We start from the raw sequence: 19,712 nt of genomic DNA on the forward strand, positions 1-19,712 counted from the left end.
CTCTTATGAGTGGAAGGCACGCCCGTGGACAAAAAGTAGCCGTCTACCTTGGTGGAAGCTGGAAATAAATAATAATTGTATAAGTTTTATGGAGCAAGACTGTGATGGAGTTATATCTGAGTTTGTCTGCTTATGGCGGAGTGCCAACCCGTGAAGCTTTGACGGTGTTTTGCCAAGCAGGTATTCGCCATGTTGAACTGGCAATCGGACCTCGACCTGATGCTGATGCAGTGCAGGCAATTCAAGATTTTCAGCAACAAGGAATGGTCTATCGATCGCACCATGCCTTCGTTTGGGGGGAGCGCCACCAAACCTTCAATCTAGCGCAACCCCAAGACTGGAAATATTTCCAGCGCATGACAGACTGGTTAGCTGATTTAGATATTACAGCTTACTCTGTGCATGGAGGACATTTCCCCATCGGCACAGAACGCGCCCAAGCTTATGCTAACTTTCTCGAAAACGTCCATCACCTCCACCAACTTTGCCAAACGCGGGGGATTGTTCTTGGTGTGGAAACCATGTATCCAACCTTACCCACTAGCGGTAAGCAGTACCTTTTAGACAATGCTTGGGAAGTTGCCGAGTTTTGTCACGATGCCCCCCAAATTAAAATAGTTGTTGACTTAGCACACCTCAACATCTGGCAACACGACAGCTTACCAGCAAAGCTGCAATGGTTGAAACTGCCATCAGAGCGACTTTTGGAGATTCATATCTCTGACAATGATGGGCGGCAGGACATCCATTCTCCGATTACACCTCATACTTGGTGGGTATCGCAGATTACTCAATTTCCACACGGAGTTCCCATTGTGCTAGAGAGCCGATTGAATCGGTTACCTGTCTCGGTGGTGCGGCAAGAGTACATACACGTGCAGCGCCTTGTCGCTAACATCGGATTGTTGCCCTGATTAGATTCGCTTAACATTTTTGCCTTCTCACTCACCTGAATTGCAATCCGCACAGACGTTTTGACACTCCCCACGGCTAGAAGCCGGGGGATTCTTGCTTCACGGGGATTCCAATGAATTTACCCGCGCTAACGCGCCGCTCCGCTAACTGCAAGCATCTTGACCGTGTGCCCCACGGCTGCAAGTTTGCGGCTAAATGGTTGTTTTACTCGCTTTGACGATTATATCACTGTGGCTAAAGCCAGTCAATCGTTCTAATGCGACTAAAGTCGCTAGCGCACTACACCCCCATAGTTAGAAACCAGGGGCACTGTGCGCGTTTTCTGGTAGACCTAAGAACGAGCTAATAAGGGAGCGGATGCTAGTAAGGTTTGAGTGTAGGGATGTTGAGGATTGGTAAATATTTCCTTTGTACTACCCAGTTCTACAATTTTACCACTATGCATAACGGCAATGCGATGGCACAAAAACCGCGCTAACCACAAATCATGAGTAATAAACAAATAGGTTAATTTAAATTCTGCCTTTAATTCTAACATCAAATCCAGCACTTGAGACTGTACACTAGCATCTAACATACTCACAGGTTCATCACAGATTAACAGTTGGGGACGAGTAATTAAAGCTCTAGCGATCGCGACTCGTTGCTGTTGTCCCCCGGATAAATCTGATGGATAACGTTGATAATAAAGTTCTGGCGGTGTTAATCCCACTTTTTCCAGCATCCATAACACTTGTGATTTTGCTTTTTGTGCATCAGCTAGCTGATGGATAAATAAGGGGTCAGCGATGCTTTGTCCCACTGTCATTACAGGATTCAGACAAGCATGGGGGTCTTGAAAAATCATCTGCATTTGTCGCCGTGAAACCCGCATTTTCCTGCGTGATAAACGCCTTAAATCCTGTCCTAAAAATTCCACCTTCCCAGATGTGGGACGAATCAGCTGTAAGATTGTCCGGGATAGTGTACTTTTACCACAACCTGATTCCCCAACTAAACCGAAAATCTCCCCAGGATACAGTTCTAAGTTAACCCCATCTACGGCTTTAATTGTTTCCCTTGGTTTGTTGAATAATCTTTGAATAAAATTCGGTTCTATAGTATAGTGCTGCTTCAGTTGTGTAATCTGCAAGATTGGTGATGGCGAAGCTTCCCCACTTGCTGGTACAGAAGCCATAGTTTCTGTATCTATACTTTGAATATGTAAAGCTGCTTGGAATAGCGATCGCGTGTATTCATGTTGGGGTTGTCTCAATATAGTTTCCGTCGCCCCCATTTCCACCATTTTACCTTGATACATTACACCCAAGCGATGGCAATACTCCGCCACCAGAGCCAAATCGTGAGAAATCAGCAACAAGGCCATATTTTCCTGAGTGCATAGACGGGTTAATTCTTGGAGAATCTGGGCTGAGACGGTAACATCTAAACTAGTGGTGGGTTCATCAGCGATAATCAACTTGGGATTGAGCAGTAAAGCCAAAGCAATGGCTACCCGTTGACGCATTCCACCGCTAAACTCATGGGGGTACTGATCCCAACGACTTCCAGGAATTTTGACTTTTTCTAAAGTGGCGATCGCTCGTGCTTTGGCTTCCCTAGGTGATAATTTTGGTAAATGGGCTTGTAGGGTTTCCATGCAATGATCACCAATGGTCATTAATGGGTCAAGGCGTGTCATGGGATCTTGAAAAATCAAAGCCAGGGACTCACCCCGAAATTTCCGCAATTCATTAGGCATTAAATTAAACACTGATTTGCCCTGAAATCTCACCTGGCCTTGAATAGGACTATCCGGGGGTAACAAGCCCATTGCAGCCCTTCCCAGAGTCGATTTACCACACCCAGACTCACCCACCAAACCCATTCTTTCCCCTGATTGTAAGGTGAAAGATACATCATCAACTGCCCAATTTACTGGCTCCTCATTACTTTGAGGATAAGCCACACGGAGATTTTCAATGGTAAATAAAGCTTCGCTCATTTAATTTGTGTTATCAGGATGTTTTTGAAACTCACCCCTATACCTTCTGGGAAATTCCTGGTTGGGGAAATTGTTACCAAAATAACTGTCAATTTTCCCACAAATATGAGATCATGTCAGGAGTAGAGCAAAAGGTAAAGAATTGTTATGTTTCCCCCTCTGGTGGTTGCACAATAGCCTCACAGTATTGCATGAGAGTATGCAAGCGATCGCGAATCAACTTCAGTCTCTCATTAGTCGTGGATGCTTGCCGTGCTCCTTGGAGGAACATGACATCAATTTCCAACAGGCGCAACTGCTTACTGATCTCCGTCTGATATGACTGTACCCGGTAACCGCCATCAGGTAAAGGTATAATCTCCTGGCGAAACACCTGCTGTAACAAAGCCACACCCTTTCGCAGTTGGGTTACATTCACCGGGGTGACACAGCTATCAGAGCGTATTTGCTCTAGCAAAGTTGCGAGTGTCTGATATTTCTCAAGATTTAGAGACATTCAATGCTATTTAAGATAGTATTAGTTTCAATAAATTATCTTTTAAAATAAACTTTCTCAACTTCTGATGACAAACTGCAGTGCCTCAACTCATGCTTTGAGGTTTTGCCATAATATAGATTTATGATTCCTGTATGGATAATTACCACAGGCAACTAGAAAATCATCCTCATTTTTCTTCTGAACTGTTGCAGATAGGATTTTCCGTCCCTCCTGCTACCCATAATCTTCATCCAGTGACTTGTCTACTGATCACGTTTAATCCCTAATTGTATGAGCAGCACACTTGTAAATTCCACAACTGAACTCCCCCTTCCGGAATGGCTTGACAAATGTTTACGAGAGTCATCAGCATATAGGGGTGATCCCGAAGAACACCAAAAGTATAGTGATGAAGTTTTGATTGGTAAGGCCTTTGAATTTGCCTATCAACTCCATGAGGGTCAATACCGCAAATCGGGAGAACTATATATTAGTCACCCCGTGGCCGTAGCCGGATTACTGCGAGATTTAGGTGGCAGTGCTGCCATGATAGCAGCTGGATTTCTTCATGATGTAGTGGAGGATACAGATGTCACAAGTGAAGACATAGAAAAACACTTTGGAGCAGAAGTCCGCCAATTAGTAGAAGGTGTCACCAAGCTTTCTAAAATAAACTTCACCAGCAAAACCGAAAGCCAAGCGGAAAACTTCCGGCGGATGTTTGTAGCTATGGCTAAGGATATTCGGGTAATTGTGGTGAAACTGGCGGACCGTTTGCATAATATGCGAACTTTACAATATATGTCAGAGTCTAGTCGTCTGCGCACCGCCCAAGAAACTAGAGATATTTTTGCTCCCTTAGCAAATCGCCTGGGGATGTGGCACATCAAATGGGAACTGGAAGATTTATCCTTTAAATACCTGGAACCAGAAGCCTTTCGGCAAATGCAGGATCATGTTTCCGAAAAACGGACGGCGCGGGAAGAAAAACTGGCTAAAGCTACAGAAATACTGCGGGAGCGTTTGGAGCAAGCCGGTATTAAATGTCATGATATCAGTGGTCGTCCTAAGCACCTGTATAGCATTTATCAGAAAATGCAAAGGCAGCAAAAAGAATTTCATGAAATTTATGATTTGGCTGCTCTGCGGATTATTGTCGAGACTAATGAGGAATGTTATCGGGCTTTGGCAGTAGTTCATGATACCTTTCGCCCTATTCCCTCTCGATTTAAAGATTACATCGGGTTGCCCAAGCCTAACCGTTACCAGTCGTTGCATACTGGAGTGATTGGCCTAACTGGCCGCCCTTTGGAAATCCAAATTCGCACTGTGGAAATGCATCATGTGGCTGAATATGGGATTGCGGCCCATTGGAAGTATAAGGAAACAGGTGGTTCTACTAGCCAAATCACCAGCGCTGATGAAAAGTTTACTTGGTTAAGACATCTGCTAGAATGGCAAAGTGATCTCAAGGACGCTCAAGAATATCTTGATAGCGTCAAAGACAATCTATTTGAAGATGATGTCTATGTCTTCACCCCTAAGGGGGATGTTATACCTTTGAGTCCAGGTGCAACCTGTATAGATTTTGCCTATCATATTCATACGGAAGTAGGTAACCACTGTGCCGGAGCTAAGGTAAATGGACGTATGGTACCTTTGTCAACTCCTTTACAAAATGGGGCTATTGTAGAAATTATTACCCAGAAGAACAGCCATCCTAGTTTGGATTGGTTGAATTTTGCCAGAACTTCAGCAGCCAAGTATCGCATTAAACAATGGTATAAGCGATCGCGCCGGGATGAAAATATGGCTCGGGGACGGGAACTATTGGAAAAGGAACTGGGTAAAACAGGTTTTGATAACTTGCTCAAATCACAAGCCATGCAAACTGTGGCGGAAAAATGTAATTATCACAGCGTCGAAGATTTACTAGCAGGTTTGGGTTACGGTGAAATTACCCTCAATTTAGTTCTCAATCGCTGGCGAGAAGTAGCTAAAGAACAACAACCTGCTAACGTTATTCCTTTATTTCCCGGTAAAGAAATACCAACCACATCAAAAATTGTCCGCGATACCCCTCCCCTGAATACCCGTCCTTGTGATTCACCCATTATTGGCGTAGAGGGATTAGTATATCATCTAGCTGGTTGTTGTACCCCCCTTCCCGGTGAAGCAATTATTGGTGTGGTCACACGGGGTAGAGGAATTTCTATCCATCGTCAAGGGTGTAGTAATCTCGAAAGTGTCGAGTTTGAGCGCTTAGTACCCGTTAGTTGGAACTGTGCTGTTGAACATATCAGTCGTCCCCAGACTTACCCGGTAAATGTGCAAATCGAAGCCCTTGACCGTGTGGGGGTCTTGAAGGATATTTTATCCCGGTTGAGTGACCAGGGAATTAATGTGCGTCATGCACAGGTGAAAACTTCTGTTGATCAACCCGCTTTGATTGATTTAGGAATAGATATACGCGATCGCCTGCAATTAGAGCAAGTGTTTACTCAAATTAAGAAAATGAGCGACATTTTAAATATCCGTCGCCTGGGTCAAATTGACGAATAGTATTTACTAGGCTGTATCAAATCAGACTATAAAACTTAGCTGGGATGACTAACATTAATAGACTGCAACATTTTTTCTCGCTTCTTGCGAGCAATTTCTTGTAAGTCAACGGTTCTATCAGTCTCATCGACAATTTCACCGGTGATGACTTCTAGTACATCTTCTAAAGTGATCACACCAGCCACATCTCCATATTCATCAACCACCACAGCCAAATGCTCTCGCGCTGCGATGAAACTCTTCATCAGAGTATCAGCTCGAATGATTTCGGGAACAAAGTGAACTTTGCGGGCTAAATTGGCAATTTTCTCCTGATTCTTACCTTCAACCATCGCTGTGAGTAAATTCTGTTTTAAAGCAAATCCAATTACCTGATCAATAGATTCATCAACTACAATAATGCGTGTATGTTGAGAAGCAATAATATCTTTTTTTGCGGCTTCAAGAGTGAGATTTCCGCGGATATAAGTTAACATAATCCGGGGTGTCATCAAGTCTGCTGCTGTGAGATCATTTAATCTAAACACCCGTTGAATCATTTCTGCTTCATCGCTTTCAATAATCCCCTCTTGTTGACCAATATTCGCCAGCAACTTAATTTCAGCCTCATTTGTGGTTGGGCGCTTTTTGGTTTTAAAAAAGGGTGCAGTGACATTTTCGATAATCCAAACCAGGGGTGTGAACACTAGAGACAGTCCCGTTACAGGTAAAGCGGTCACCATAGCGATTTGTTCACAATAGCGCTCTCCAATTGTCTTGGGAATGATTTCTGCAAACATGATAATCAAAAGGGTAAATATTCCCGAAAATATTCCCAGCCAAGTATCTCCCAAGACTTGACTAGCAATAGTACCTGTAATAATACTGCCAACAATGTTAAAAATATTGTTCATGATCACAATTGTGGCAATCGGTCGATTCATATTTTCCCGAATCGCCAACAGTGCAACAGCGGCTGGATGATTGGACTGTGCTAATTGTATGACTCTCAGGGGAGAAACAGAAAATAACGCTGTTTCTGTAGCAGAACAAAGCCCTGAACCGACAATCACAACAAATACAATTATTATTAGCTGCAACATAAAAGCGAGGGTTGCTCACCCTCCTCGATGATTTTCCGTATTCTTCCCATTATGATAATCAACAAAATTTAGAGGATACTACCCGCATCAAGTCAAAACAAATTTATCTCCATTTTACAAAATCCACAGAAACACTGCTACTCAAATCAACACTTCTGGGTTTTAAGGTATTTTGAGTCAAGATCAATAATAATAGGTTGAGATTCTGATGACACAAATATTTCCTGGAGAGGTATTCGCTAACACTGCCGATTTTGACAACGGTATTCGCCAACTCTTACCCCGCTATGATGAAATGTTGGGGGTGATTACCGAGTGTCTTCCCACTACAACTCGTCGGATTTTAGAACTAGGTTGCGGTACAGGGGAACTAACCCTGAAAATCTTCCAGCGCTGTCCCCATGCGGAAATCACTGCCTTAGATTACTCACCACGAATGTTACAATTCGCTAGGGAGAAAATCACCCATGCTGGATATCAACAGCGATGGACTGGCATACAAGCAGATTTTGGTGAATGGGCAAATCATCCGGAAAATTTTGATATAAGTAGGGAATTTGATGCCTGTGTCTCATCTTTGGCAATTCATCATCTCCATGATCACATGAAGCTGAAGTTATTTCAAAGCATTGCTGCTAGTCTTCGCCCTGGAGGTTATTTTGGTAATGCAGACCCCATATTACCAGAATCGCCGATCTTAGCAGAAGTTTATCAGGCAGCACGAGAAAGATGGGCAGCACAACCAGGAAATACTTTAAGCCAGGTGCGCGCTAGGCTTGGTAGTAGTACTCAGCAAGGATATTCTAGTCAAGACCAACTCGCTAGTTTAGAGACACATTTGCAAATGCTCACTCAATCTGGATTTAAAATAGTAGCAGTCCCTTGGAAATATTACGGTTTAGCTGTGTTTGGCGGCTGGACTTGAACCAGTTAACCGCATCCGGGTGTGGGTCTAAACCACATCCCAGGCGGTTCCTTTATAGCCATAATCAAAAATTTCTGGGTGTAAAATTTCAGCTAGAATTTCTAAACTATCTGCCAGTCTTGGTCCGGGACGATTGAAAAAAGCATTGCCATCAGCAACATAAACTCTACCACTCTGGGCGGCGTGAAGTTTTTCCCAGTCTGGTCGTTGAATAAATAATTGGGCGGCTTGACGAGTCCGATTTAAATCAAAGCCACAGGGAATAAAAATAATGATCTCTGGATTGTTTCTTAATAGTGCTTCCCAGGGTATGGAAGTAGAAGGCTGACCCGTGATGCTAAATTGTGACTTACCTCCTGCTAAGTCAACCAATTCGGGAATCCAATTCGCAGCAATCATTAACGGATCTGTCCACTCAATACAGGCTACTCTGGGTAACTCTGTTAAAGAAAGCCCCTCGAGTTTTCGCTGACAAATCGTCACACGAGCTTCTAGATTTTCCAACAGGTGAACTGAGTCTACACCAAATATATGACTTACTCGCTCAATATCTTGCCAAACATCCTTAAGAATATGCGGTTTTAAAGAAATAATTGCCGGTGATATGTGGACAAGACTAGCAACTGCTTTTTCTACATCTACCAGGGTAACTCCACATAAATCACACTGGTCTTGAGTAATAATGTGGGTGGGTTGTAATTTCTCTAAAACATCGGTTTTGATGTCATATATACTTAGGGTTTTTTGTAATAAATCGTTCAGATCATCATGAATATTACGGCTTTGCCGATGACAATTCCAGCGTGCTTGAGTACAAACCGGGCGAGTTTTGATTTCTGGAGGGTAGTCACATTCATGCGATCGCCCGACAATGTGATTAGTCAGTCCCAGTGCAGCCAAAATTTCCGTTCCCCCAGGAATTAAAGAAACAATCCTGAAACTACTATTGGCCATCGGGCTACCTCCAGAACAGCTACCATAATTTTAATTCTGGCAAACTTTAACTGTTGGGGTATCTTTCTTTAGGTGAACACCTGTTTTTTATTCATCAAACAAGATCACATAGAAACTATTTCGCGAACTAAAGAAGCTAACTTGTCAGCACTATCAGGAACTGCGAGGGATTTGGCATTTTCTGCCATCCTGGCTAACTCATGGGGCGATCGCAATAAATGTAAAACTTGAGTTTGCAATATGTGTGCTGTTAACTCCGATTGCCCAAAAGTTAAAGCCGCCCCAGCTTGAGTAAAGACCTCTGCATTATATGCTTGATGGTTTTCAGCAGCAAAGGGGTAAGGAATCAATATCGCTGGGGTTCCACATACTGCTAATTCTGTTAAACTACCTGCTCCCGCCCGACTAATGGCTAAATCTGCTCGTCTTAACAAAGCCGCCATATTGTTGTAAAATGGTAGCCTGATATATTGTGAATGTTGGAGACTATCAGCCTGGGGGTCTTGCTCACCGGTTAAATGTACCACATAAGCACCGGCATCAAACCACGCCCCAGCCGACTGGCGCACTAACTGATTCACCGCCACTGCCCCCTGACTGCCACCAAAGACTACAATTAAAGGGACACCATCAGGAATAGGTAAATCCAGTGGTTTATTTAGTCCTGGTTCTAGAAACTCAGAACGTACAGGAGTACCCACATAAACATTTTTGCAGCCAGGTAAATACTCACTGGCGGAAGCAAACCCTAAGGCCACCGCACTACACCAAGGGCCAAAAAACCGGCTAACTTTACCAGGTAAGGCATTAGATTCATGAAAAACTACAGGTAATCCCAGGGAACGGGCTGCAATCACGCTTGGAGCGGCTATATAACCCCCAGTGGTCACCACACCTTGAAAATTCCCTTGTTTGAGGATGCGTCTTACCTGCCAAATCCCCCCTATTAGTCGCCCTAAAATCCGAAGTGTGGACAAACCAAATCCTTGCTGAAACCCCTCAACTGCAATAGTATTCAATAGATACTGTGTGGGCACAAGTTGGGTTTCTAAACGATTGGAGACACCCAACCATTCAATCTCATAATCTGCTAATTTCTCAGCCAGTGCGATCGCCGGAAACAAGTGTCCACCAGTTCCACTAGCAGCTATTAATAATTTTACCGGTGCGTTTGCCATGAAAACTTTAACGTTTAACGCCTAGCATATCTGAAGATAAAACAATTTCCTGACTTTCCTACTTAAATCAGCAAACTCTTACCAGATGAATAACATTACCGCTTTATTACTGAAACCCCAACAGAAATTTCCTCATAGTATGGGGTTAATTATCACACTGCTTTTACTGAGTGTCATCAGTCACTGGCAACCGGCTGCAGCTAGGACACTACAACAGGTGCAACCTGTGGAGACTCTTGTCAACAGCGGTGAGATTTCTTTACAAGACAGACTACGCCAATGGCGAACCACCAACCGTTTCTCTCCGGTCACCTTTGAGGATTCCCCCAACCAGTTGAAAAATCTATTCGCACAACTGGATGCAGCCGCTACCCGTGGTAACATCAAAGAAGTCATGCAACTTTACAGTCCTAACTTCAGGAGTACAGATGGACTGAATTACCAATCCTTACAACAATCCTTAATAGCATTCTGGAAACGTTATCCCAGTTTGCGATACAGTACAAGGTTGCAATCTTGGCAGGTTGAAGGTAATACCATTGTCGCCGAAACAGTAACTAATATAATTGGTTTATCATCTACCCACAACAACAATTTCACTCTGAATGCCACTATTACATCCCGTCAACGGATTCAAGACACAAAAATAGTAGAGCAAGAAATTTTGTCAGAGCGTAGTGTACTTACTTCCGGCGAGGAGCCACCTAAAATCGATATTAATTTACCACAGCAAGTAAGATTAGGCCAAACCTATTATTTTGATGCCATTGTCCGAGAACCACTAGGGGATGACCTCTTACTGGGAACCGCAATAGAAGAACCTGTCCAAGTCGGTAAATATCTCAATCCCACATCTGTAGATTTGGAACGATTAACATCTGGCGGACTTTTTAAAATCGGGCGCGCCCCAGCTATTCCCGGTCATCGTTGGGTATCGGCGGTGATTGTCAGATCTAATGGGACGACAATCATCACTCAACGTCTGCAAGTGGTTAGGTAGTTGATGTTTATTGCCCAACAAGCTTGTTTGTGTGTAGACTCCCCTAGCGGGGGAGTTGCAATTTCTCTAGAACATCAGCTGGAATCTCCGTTACTAAACGAATGGGGAATCCTTGGGTAGAAGCATATTGGGCGTACTCTGGGGTGAGGAAGATTTTATATTCCTCCCCTTGAGGAGTCATTTGTGCCGCAAATGCTAAGGTAATAACTTTTATATACCTATGAAGATCAGCAGCTTGCTCACCAACTACCTCAACACCCCCCTGCTCCTCTCTGTTGGCGGTAGAAATTGGATCTTTGATACTACCGTGAGTTGCTCCCATAATTCCAATCAGCCATTTTGGTGCGGATATTTTGCTAAAACTAATGATTTGTTCTGTTAACGCCGGGGTGACTTGATCGGCTGATGATGCCAAAATTAGGGTAGGAATTTGGATATTTTCTAACCCAGTCTCACCAAACATCAGGGAAGTTGTGGGGTTAAGAGCGATCGCCTGTTTAATGCGAGGGTCTCCTAATCTGTAGCGATCTTGTGGTAGAGTTTTGGCAACACACTGCAAACCCTCCCCGAAATTAACAGTAGTATCTAGGAATTGAGCACAACGTTCTCTTAAAAAATCTACTTGTAATTCTCCCCCAGCAATAGACATCGCTGTCCCACCCCCAAAAGAATGACCGATGACCATAGCCTTATTGGTTGTTAACTTACCTTGTAGGGGGTGTCCTTCTTGTTGGTTGAACTCGGCTAACTGGTCTAAAATAAAACTGATATCTTTAGGGCGTTCCAAAAATTCCTGGGGTTTCATTAGCAATGCTAGACCGCCCTGTATTGGATGTATTCGGTAATCTTGATTGCTACCAATATGTTCCAGGGCTGCTACTACATATCCATGAGATGCTAAATGTTCTGCTATGTAGCGCATATCTGTGCGATCAGAGGAATAACCATGTGATAAAATCACCACAGGTTTGGCAGATATGGCAGCATTTGACCAGTAAATGTCAACAGGAACAAGACGTTGGCGTTGTTCATCCTTTAATCTGGGTAAGTTGATTACCTGTACTTTCCCAGTTCCGACTTCCCCTGGATCAAAGGGTAAATTCAGTTCTGTAGGCTTTGCAGCCAGTTGGGGAGTGATGGCTTGTATAAACTCGTTGCTTTGCTGATAGGACAGGTTAAAGCTCCCAAAAACCCTAGGTACTTCCGCTACATTAATTACAAGGTTTTGACTGGGGTAGTTTTGGATAAAGCTAATCACAGAAAGTCCTTCTGAAGTTTTAGAACCATGTACCAGCGCAGTTCTCAGGGCTTGCATTCCCGCCTCATCCTTGCGGAATGTGAGTTTAGAGAAGTCTTGGAGAATAGTACTACCAACCGGAGTATATAAGAGTCTACTTAAACTCACAAAATTTACAGGAATTTTCTTGCGGAGGATTTCTAAAAATTTTTGCTGCTCTTGCGGGGGAAATTTCTGCGTATAAACTTGATATTGCCGAGGTACTATTCCTGTTTTAGCAATTTTTTGCAAATCTTCAACTGATATTGATTCTTCTAAAATACCATAACGCAAAATAACATTTTCTGCTGCCTTTACCGGTTTGATCCTCAGCAATAAATATGTGCTCATTATAGTAATTAATAAAAAGATATTTATTGTAATCTTTGGTAATGTATATCGCATAATTTGACCCCGAAAAACATTTTGATTTATGAGGGATAACCTTTTGAACCAGTTAAAGCCTTTTTGCTAATTTTACCATGAATAGTCATATAATTACCGGCTGAGATTTCAAGTAATTCCATACCTAACCTACCCTACAGGCTCATGTCAAAATCGGCGATAAGCGATCGCCTATTCAGCATTTAAGCTTTTGAGAATTTTCTCAGCTAAAAATTTTGATAAAACTCTACTATATTTGAAACAATCATTCCTTACAAGCCAGATCAGCGATAGCGCCAGCGGTGCTGCACTGAGCATATCTTCTATTTCATATTACCATGATCTCACTTTCAACAGTATTTATTAATATCAAGTGATATTCCAATTATACTGGTGTAAAGAATTACTAAATATCAGATTTCCAGGGAATCCCTGCATAAACCATCCTATGGTTTGGGGGTTAGTCGTGGCTGTGGGTAAGGATAGTAATTTTTCTATGCCACCAATAGTTATTAACAAATTATTAAAAACTTTAATAGTATGAGATGATAATTAAATTAAGTATTATTGATTAGATATCCGATGACAGATGAATTTCCCTGGCTGAGTGTGATTGTCCTCTTACCCTGCGTTGCAGCTCTATTTATCCCTCTACTTGGTGATAAAGACGGTAAGGGAGTACGATGGTATGCCCTAGGTGTGGGAGTTTTGGATTTAATCTTGATGTGCTACGCCTTTTGGCAACATTATGATGCCAGCAGTGCAACATTTCAACTAGAAGAAAATTATACCTGGATGCCCCAGTTAGGGCTAAGTTGGGCGATCGCTGTAGATGGTTTATCAGTTCCGTTTGTACTTCTGGCGGGACTGGTAACAACATTGTCAATTTTTTCCGCTTGGCAAGTTGACCGCAGACCTCGTCTTTTCTATTTCCTGATGCTAGTGCTGTATTCAGCCCAAGTGGGAGTATTTGTCGCCACAGACCTGCTGCTGTTTTTCATTATGTGGGAAGTGGAGCTAATTCCCGTATACCTACTGATTTCCATTTGGGGGGGACAAAAGCGTCGCTACGCCGCCACAAAATTCTTGATATATACGGCGGCAGCTTCTATATTTATTCTGGTGGCAGCATTGGCCATGGCGCTCTACGGTGGCGGTAATATCACTTTTGATTTAGCCAGTTTGGAATTGAAAGACTACCCACTAAATTTACAACTTTTATTATATGCAGGATTGTTAATTGCCTTTGGGGTCAAGTTGGCAGTGTTCCCCATGCACACTTGGTTACCTGATGCTCACGGAGAAGCTTCCTCTCCAGTATCAATGATTCTGGCAGGTGTGCTGCTGAAAATGGGAGGATACGGACTAATTCGCCTGAATTTGGAAGTTTTTTCCGATGCACATATTTACTTTGCACCGGTTTTGGCAATTCTGGGGGTTGTTAACATTATCTATGGTGCGTTGAATTCCTTCGCCCAATCGAATATGAAGCGGCGACTGGCTTATTCCTCAATTTCTCATATGGGATTCGTACTTCTAGGTATTGCCTCCTTCACTGATTTGGGGATTAACGGCGCCATGCTGCAAATGATTTCCCACGGTTTAATTGCCTCTGTGCTGTTTTTCCTAGCAGGTGTCACCTACGATCGCACTCGTACCATGATCATGGATGATATGGGTGGTATTGGTCAGGTAATGCCGAAAGTATTTGCATTATTTACCATCAGCGCTATGGCTTCCCTAGCTCTACCGGGTATGAGCGGTTTTGTGGGGGAACTGGCAGTATTCATTGGTATAACTAGTAGCGATGTTTATAGTTCTGCCTTCTCCATAGTCACGGTTTTCCTGGCTGCTGTAGGAGTTATCCTCACGCCAATTTACTTACTTAATTTGCTACGTAAGGTCTTTTATGGTACCAGTTCTACAGTAATCTGTGATCTGAATAATGCACAGATGGAAAATCAGGAGGACGAAGGAACAGCTTGTTTTGGTACTGACTGTCTGCTGCCTACTCAAACCATCTATAGTGATGCTAGACCACGTGAAGTGTTTATTGCTGCCTGTTTTTTAGTGCTGATTATCGGTATCGGGTTGTACCCCAAGTGGGCTATGCAGATGTATGACGTGAAGACTGTGGCTGTTAATGCTCAGGTACGGCAATCTTTGATGACCATCTCTCAAACAAATCCCCATATCTATGCTCAGAGATTGTCAGTTCCTACTATTCCTCCATCTGAAATCAAGCCTGTTTTGGGTGTTGTTAAGTAACTTTATTCACTTATGAAACGTCGCGATTTTATCAATTGGGTAGGTTTGGGTACATTAGCTAGTAGTTTACCTGTAGCTATAGCTGCTTGTACTTCTGAACAGGCATCTGGAGATTGGCAAACTGTGGGTACTGTGACACAGTTAGATCAGGATGGTCAATTGTTAGTGCAAAAATGGCCGACGGTCAATGTTTTAGTAGTTAGTACATCGGTTAGTGAAAATCTCATCGCTGTTGACCCTACTTGTACTCACTCAGGTTGCACAGTCACATGGGAAGGAGAAGATAATAAATTCTACTGTCGTTGTCATGGTGCAGAATATGACATTGATGGTCAGGTGCTACAGGGACCGGCTACAGAACCACTTAAAACTTACTTGACTAAGATTGAGAATAATTCAGTATTAGTGAAACAAAACTCGTAATTTCACGCTTCTGACTATGGATTTCCCCAGATGGTAAATAATTATATGGGCATTGTCTGATTGTCGTCAGGAATAGCGATCGCTCTGAGAGGATGTTTGTCAAGTCATGATTAGTGTATCAACTATTGTTTAACCCCACCCTAACCCTCCCCTTGTAACGGCTATTCATTACTCACATCTTTCTTAACAATCTTGAAACATTTATGTGGCAACGGTTTCAACGCTTGAAAATTTCCGTACTCTTGACAAAATGTACCTTATTATTCTTGATAAAACCCTTATTTTATTGAGAATCATCAACGGAGGATTAAGGTTTGGGGGTTTGCGAGCGATCGCTCTCACGAATGTTAAGAAAGATCCGGGTAATGGATAGTTGTAACGGGAGGGGACTGGATTTTATTGTTTTTTGTGCGGTCGGTGAGCGAAGTCGATAGCAATAGCGTGGCGTTAGCCATACCGTGTTCCCCAATCCTTCCCATTCCCCATCCCCTGTTCCCTGTTCGGTGTGTTCCGGTGTTCCCCATTCCCTAAGATAAAAATTACCTGTTGAAAACTTATCAAACATCCTCTGAGACGTGTAACTAATTGTCAATTATTTGCTTAACACAAGTAAATCTTACTAAATCACGCTAGACTAAAAGTAGTTGATTTAATGAGGTTTTGATGCAACATGTCACTCCCAAGGAAGCAGCTAAAATCCTTGGTGTCCATGTCTCCAGTCTCAGGAGATGGGAAAACGAAGGCAAACTTAGAGCAATCCGTACACCAGGCGGTCAAAGGCGGTTCATACTCGAAGAAGTCGAAAAAATCGGGGGAATACCCAGGACAATTAAAACTATTTGCTATGGACGAGTATCGACTCATTCCCAGCAAGACGAGCAACGACAACTTGAACACAATGCTCAATCCTCCGAAAAACATACCTGCAACCTTCATCGAGAAAAATCTCCCAATTTTTCACAAAAATTGGGAAGATTTATAGTTAAAGTTCGTCAGGTGATCGGAATAGTTACTTATTTAGTATTAATCAACACTAATTTAATTCCCCCTCAGGATAGATAAATAGCAGGTCAATGTTTTCATACTTGCTGAAAGTTTTACTAGGCAATAGATGAAAGAATAGTTTGACCTGATATCTACTACCTAATACATAGTATGTTGGTGATTTTATGATGTTACAGTTTAAATATCGCCAAATTTAGGTGAATTATCTGACAAAATCTCGATGAGAACAATATTAAGTTAGGAGTGAATGTGAACATTATTTCCCTTGTCTATTACAAGCTACGCGAGTCTAAAAGTTTGTTTTACTTACCCAGTCTAGCTGCTCTGACAATATTAAGTGGTGGTACCTCCGCTCTGGCTGAAACAGTAGATACTCAAATGTTAGAGCAGACTGTTGCTAATGTAACATCTATCCTGGAGCCATGGGGGGATATAGAAGTTAGTAAAGACATATTGACACCAGAACCTGGGATAGTGGAAACCTCATCAGAATACCTAATTTCTGATCCTAAACTGACTTCTGGTCATCATGTGGCACAAGGGGGTAGAGCCTTGGATACATCTAGCCGTACCGGGAGAAACTATGTCGGTATTGCTGGTAATCTTGGTTTAGAAGGTGGTAACTCATCTTTAGGTGATGGCAATGTTGCCGTTGTTGGTAAAGTGGGATTGACAAATATCATATCTGTAAGACCGTCAGTTATATTTGGGAATAACATCACCATCTTGCTTCCGGTTACCTATGATTTCACCTTACAGCAGCCCAATCCATTTGACGAACCCTTAGCGATCGCACCTTATGTGGGAGTAGGTGCAGCTATTACAACTGGTGATGATTCCCAGACTGCTTTGTTAGTATCTGTTGGTCTTGATTTTCCCCTCAATTCTCGATTTACCGCCACAGCTTCCGCCAATGCGGGATTTTTTGACCAAACTGATATCGGTGTGTTATTAGGAGTTGGTTACAATTTCAGTGGTTTTTAACTGAATCATCTCAAACATCACAGGCAAAAGTGAGAATCACTTTTGCCTTTTGCATTTGATAATTGCAAACTTACTTGATTCCTTGACATCTCCCCTGGTTGAAACACAGGGGATTCTAAGAGGATGTTTTAAAAGTTATGATTAGTGTATCGAATATTATTTGACCCCTCCCTAACCCTCCCCTTGTAAGGGGAGGGGACTGGATTTTATTGTTTTTTGTGTGTCCCCCATTCCCCATTCCCCGTTCCCCGTTCCCTGTTCCCTGTTCCCTGTTCCCTAAGATCAAAATTACCTGTTGAAAACTTATCAAACATCCTCTGAGACGTGTAACTAATTGTCAATTATTTGCTTAACACAAGTAAATCTTACTAAATCACGCTAGACTAAAAGTAGTTGATTTAATGAGGTTTTGATGCAACATGTCACTCCCAAGGAAGCAGCTAAAATCCTTGGTGTCCATGTCTCCAGTCTCAGGAGATGGGAAAACGAAGGCAAACTTAGAGCAATCCGTACACCAGGCGGTCAAAGGCGGTTCATACTCGAAGAAGTCGAAAAAATCGGGGGAATACCCAGGACAATTAAAACTATTTGCTATGGACGAGTATCGACTCATTCCCAGCAAGACGAGCAACGACAACTTGAACACAATGCTCAATCCTCCGAAAAACATACCTGCAACCTTCATCGAGAAAAATCTCCCAATTTTTCACAAAAATTGGGAAGATTTATAGTTAAAGTTCGTCAGGTGATCGGAATAGTTACTTATTTAGTATTAATCAACACTAATTTAATTCCCCCTCAGGATAGATAAATAGCAGGTCAATGTTTTCATACTTGCTGAAAGTTTTACTAGGCAATAGATGAAAGAATAGTTTGACCTGATATCTACTACCTAATACATAGTATGTTGGTGATTTTATGATGTTACAGTTTAAATATCGCCAAATTTAGGTGAATTATCTGACAAAATCTCGATGAGAACAATATTAAGTTAGGAGTGAATGTGAACATTATTTCCCTTGTCTATTACAAGCTACGCGAGTCTAAAAGTTTGTTTTACTTACCCAGTCTAGCTGCTCTGACAATATTAAGTGGTGGTACCTCCGCTCTGGCTGAAACAGTAGATACTCAAATGTTAGAGCAGACTGTTGCTAATGTAACATCTATCCTGGAGCCATGGGGGGATATAGAAGTTAGTAAAGACATATTGACACCAGAACCTGGGATAGTGGAAACCTCATCAGAATACCTAATTTCTGATCCTAAACTGACTTCTGGTCATCATGTGGCACAAGGGGGTAGAGCCTTGGATACATCTAGCCGTACCGGGAGAAACTATGTCGGTATTGCTGGTAATCTTGGTTTAGAAGGTGGTAACTCATCTTTAGGTGATGGCAATGTTGCCGTTGTTGGTAAAGTGGGATTGACAAATATCATATCTGTAAGACCGTCAGTTATATTTGGGAATAACATCACCATCTTGCTTCCGGTTACCTATGATTTCACCTTACAGCAGCCCAATCCATTTGACGAACCCTTAGCGATCGCACCTTATGTGGGAGTAGGTGCAGCTATTACAACTGGTGATGATTCCCAGACTGCTTTGTTAGTATCTGTTGGTCTTGATTTTCCCCTCAATTCTCGATTTACCGCCACAGCTTCCGCCAATGCGGGATTTTTTGACCAAACTGATATCGGTGTGTTATTAGGAGTTGGTTACAATTTCAGTGGTTTTTAACTGAATCATCTCAAACATCACAGGCAAAAGTGAGAATCACTTTTGCCTTTTGCATTTGATAATTGCAAACTTACTTGATTCCTTGACATCTCCCCTGGTTGAAACACAGGGGATTCTAAGAGGATGTTTTAAAAGTTATGATTAGTGTATCGAATATTATTTGACCCCTCCCTAACCCTCCCCTTGTAAGGGGAGGGGACTGGATTTTATTGTTTTTTGTGCGGTCGGTGAGCGAAGTCGATAGCAATAGCGTGGCGTTAGCCATACCGTGTTCCCCAATCCTTCCCATTCCCCATCCCCTGTTCCCTGTTCGGTGTGTTCCGGTGTTCCCCATTCCCTAAGATAAAAATTACCTGTTGAAAACTTATCAAACATCCTCTGAGACGTGTAACTAATTGTCAATTATTTGCTTAACACAAGTAAATCTTACTAAATCACGCTAGACTAAAAGTAGTTGATTTAATGAGGTTTTGATGCAACATGTCACTCCCAAGGAAGCAGCTAAAATCCTTGGTGTCCATGTCTCCAGTCTCAGGAGATGGGAAAACGAAGGCAA

Annotated in this window: 16 protein-coding genes; 10 read left to right on the plus strand and 6 right to left on the minus strand. The window is 42.5% G+C overall.

The window, feature by feature from the left end; translation table 11 throughout:
- The first annotated feature begins 104 nt into the window (after positions 1–104).
- The gene (locus tag IM676_RS19560; RefSeq protein WP_200990295.1) at positions 105–914 is read left to right on the plus strand and encodes a sugar phosphate isomerase/epimerase family protein; all 810 of its coding nucleotides are present in this window, start codon (positions 105–107) and stop codon (positions 912–914) included.
- Between the two features lie 332 nt (positions 915–1,246).
- Here IM676_RS19560 and IM676_RS19565 read toward each other — a convergent pair whose 3' ends face one another.
- Both IM676_RS19565 and patD read right to left on the minus strand, forming a co-directional pair.
- Positions 1,247–2,899: a dipeptide ABC transporter ATP-binding protein gene (locus tag IM676_RS19565; protein ID WP_200988406.1), complete on the minus strand. Its 1,653-nt coding sequence runs from the start codon at positions 2,897–2,899 to the stop codon at positions 1,247–1,249.
- 145 nt (positions 2,900–3,044) lie between these two features.
- A complete protein-coding gene (gene patD, locus IM676_RS19570) occupies positions 3,045–3,395 on the minus strand; it encodes a heterocyst frequency control protein PatD (protein WP_200988407.1) in 351 nt (116 codons plus the stop codon).
- Between the two features lie 273 nt (positions 3,396–3,668).
- Here patD and IM676_RS19575 point away from each other — a divergent pair, with 273 nt between their 5' ends.
- A complete protein-coding gene (locus IM676_RS19575) occupies positions 3,669–5,939 on the plus strand; it encodes a RelA/SpoT family protein (RefSeq protein WP_200988408.1) in 2,271 nt (756 codons plus the stop codon).
- 35 nt (positions 5,940–5,974) lie between these two features.
- On the opposite strand, the gene IM676_RS19580 is transcribed toward IM676_RS19575, so the two are convergent.
- Positions 5,975–7,021, minus strand: a complete 1,047-nt coding sequence (locus IM676_RS19580; protein WP_200988409.1) for a hemolysin family protein — start codon at positions 7,019–7,021, stop codon at positions 5,975–5,977.
- Positions 7,022–7,229: 208 nt separating this feature from the next.
- On the opposite strand from IM676_RS19580, the gene IM676_RS19585 reads away from it, so the two are divergent.
- The gene (locus IM676_RS19585; protein ID WP_200988410.1) at positions 7,230–7,946 is read left to right on the plus strand and encodes a class I SAM-dependent methyltransferase; all 717 of its coding nucleotides are present in this window, start codon (positions 7,230–7,232) and stop codon (positions 7,944–7,946) included.
- A gap of 27 nt (positions 7,947–7,973) precedes the next feature.
- Here the strand turns inward: IM676_RS19585 and IM676_RS19590 are convergent, their stop codons facing one another.
- Together IM676_RS19590 and murG are read right to left on the minus strand one after the other, a co-directional pair.
- Positions 7,974–8,900 carry a cobalamin-binding protein gene (locus IM676_RS19590; RefSeq protein WP_200988411.1) on the minus strand — a complete coding sequence of 309 codons (927 nt, stop codon included), beginning with the start codon at positions 8,898–8,900 and terminating at the stop codon, positions 7,974–7,976.
- Positions 8,901–9,004: 104 nt separating this feature from the next.
- The gene (gene murG / locus IM676_RS19595) at positions 9,005–10,078 is read right to left on the minus strand and encodes an undecaprenyldiphospho-muramoylpentapeptide beta-N-acetylglucosaminyltransferase (RefSeq protein ID WP_200988412.1); all 1,074 of its coding nucleotides are present in this window, start codon (positions 10,076–10,078) and stop codon (positions 9,005–9,007) included.
- 85 nt (positions 10,079–10,163) lie between these two features.
- Between murG and IM676_RS19600 the strand changes: the two genes are divergently transcribed.
- Positions 10,164–11,078 carry a nuclear transport factor 2 family protein gene (locus IM676_RS19600; RefSeq protein WP_200988413.1) on the plus strand — a complete coding sequence of 305 codons (915 nt, stop codon included), beginning with the start codon at positions 10,164–10,166 and terminating at the stop codon, positions 11,076–11,078.
- A gap of 43 nt (positions 11,079–11,121) precedes the next feature.
- On the opposite strand, the gene IM676_RS19605 is transcribed toward IM676_RS19600, so the two are convergent.
- Positions 11,122–12,705 carry an alpha/beta hydrolase gene (locus IM676_RS19605; protein ID WP_225880411.1) on the minus strand — a complete coding sequence of 528 codons (1,584 nt, stop codon included), beginning with the start codon at positions 12,703–12,705 and terminating at the stop codon, positions 11,122–11,124.
- Between the two features lie 615 nt (positions 12,706–13,320).
- Here IM676_RS19605 and IM676_RS19610 point away from each other — a divergent pair.
- From IM676_RS19610 to IM676_RS19635, 6 genes are all read left to right on the plus strand, one after another.
- Positions 13,321–15,006, plus strand: a complete 1,686-nt coding sequence (locus tag IM676_RS19610) for an NAD(P)H-quinone oxidoreductase subunit 4 (RefSeq protein WP_200988415.1) — start codon at positions 13,321–13,323, stop codon at positions 15,004–15,006.
- Between the two features lie 12 nt (positions 15,007–15,018).
- Positions 15,019–15,429, plus strand: a complete 411-nt coding sequence (locus IM676_RS19615; protein ID WP_200988416.1) for a QcrA and Rieske domain-containing protein — start codon at positions 15,019–15,021, stop codon at positions 15,427–15,429.
- A gap of 663 nt (positions 15,430–16,092) precedes the next feature.
- The gene (locus tag IM676_RS19945) at positions 16,093–16,491 is read left to right on the plus strand and encodes a MerR family DNA-binding transcriptional regulator (protein ID WP_225880412.1); all 399 of its coding nucleotides are present in this window, start codon (positions 16,093–16,095) and stop codon (positions 16,489–16,491) included.
- A gap of 192 nt (positions 16,492–16,683) precedes the next feature.
- Positions 16,684–17,418 (plus strand): hypothetical protein, encoded by a 735-nt coding sequence (locus IM676_RS19625; protein WP_225880413.1) that lies wholly within the window; start codon positions 16,684–16,686, stop codon positions 17,416–17,418.
- 412 nt (positions 17,419–17,830) lie between these two features.
- Positions 17,831–18,229, plus strand: coding sequence for a MerR family DNA-binding transcriptional regulator (locus tag IM676_RS19950; protein ID WP_225880412.1), 399 nt, complete (start codon positions 17,831–17,833; stop codon positions 18,227–18,229).
- 192 nt (positions 18,230–18,421) lie between these two features.
- On the plus strand, positions 18,422–19,156 hold the full coding sequence (locus IM676_RS19635) for a hypothetical protein (RefSeq protein WP_225880413.1): 735 nt from the start codon (positions 18,422–18,424) through the stop codon (positions 19,154–19,156).
- The last annotated feature ends 556 nt before the right edge of the window (positions 19,157–19,712 follow it).

The organism is Anabaenopsis elenkinii CCIBt3563 (assembly GCF_015245355.1).
GTDB classification, from domain to species: Bacteria; Cyanobacteriota; Cyanobacteriia; order Cyanobacteriales; family Nostocaceae; genus Anabaenopsis; species Anabaenopsis elenkinii.

What these genes read in the sequence shown, in the direction of transcription:
- IM676_RS19600 (WP_200988413.1), top strand. Translation starts at nt 10,164, where the DNA reads ATGAATAACATTACCGCTTTATTACTGAAACCCCAACAGAAATTTCCT.
- IM676_RS19590 (WP_200988411.1), bottom strand. Translation starts at nt 8,900, where the DNA reads ATGGCCAATAGTAGTTTCAGGATTGTTTCTTTAATTCCTGGGGGAACG.
- IM676_RS19610 (WP_200988415.1), top strand. Translation starts at nt 13,321, where the DNA reads ATGACAGATGAATTTCCCTGGCTGAGTGTGATTGTCCTCTTACCCTGC.
- IM676_RS19565 (WP_200988406.1), bottom strand. Translation starts at nt 2,899, where the DNA reads ATGAGCGAAGCTTTATTTACCATTGAAAATCTCCGTGTGGCTTATCCT.
- IM676_RS19950 (WP_225880412.1), top strand. Translation starts at nt 17,831, where the DNA reads ATGCAACATGTCACTCCCAAGGAAGCAGCTAAAATCCTTGGTGTCCAT.
- IM676_RS19585 (WP_200988410.1), top strand. Translation starts at nt 7,230, where the DNA reads ATGACACAAATATTTCCTGGAGAGGTATTCGCTAACACTGCCGATTTT.
- IM676_RS19580 (WP_200988409.1), bottom strand. Translation starts at nt 7,021, where the DNA reads ATGTTGCAGCTAATAATAATTGTATTTGTTGTGATTGTCGGTTCAGGG.
- IM676_RS19560 (WP_200990295.1), top strand. Translation starts at nt 105, where the DNA reads ATGGAGTTATATCTGAGTTTGTCTGCTTATGGCGGAGTGCCAACCCGT.
- IM676_RS19615 (WP_200988416.1), top strand. Translation starts at nt 15,019, where the DNA reads ATGAAACGTCGCGATTTTATCAATTGGGTAGGTTTGGGTACATTAGCT.
- IM676_RS19575 (WP_200988408.1), top strand. Translation starts at nt 3,669, where the DNA reads ATGAGCAGCACACTTGTAAATTCCACAACTGAACTCCCCCTTCCGGAA.
- IM676_RS19945 (WP_225880412.1), top strand. Translation starts at nt 16,093, where the DNA reads ATGCAACATGTCACTCCCAAGGAAGCAGCTAAAATCCTTGGTGTCCAT.
- patD (WP_200988407.1), bottom strand. Translation starts at nt 3,395, where the DNA reads ATGTCTCTAAATCTTGAGAAATATCAGACACTCGCAACTTTGCTAGAG.
- IM676_RS19605 (WP_225880411.1), bottom strand. Translation starts at nt 12,705, where the DNA reads ATGAGCACATATTTATTGCTGAGGATCAAACCGGTAAAGGCAGCAGAA.
- murG (WP_200988412.1), bottom strand. Translation starts at nt 10,078, where the DNA reads ATGGCAAACGCACCGGTAAAATTATTAATAGCTGCTAGTGGAACTGGT.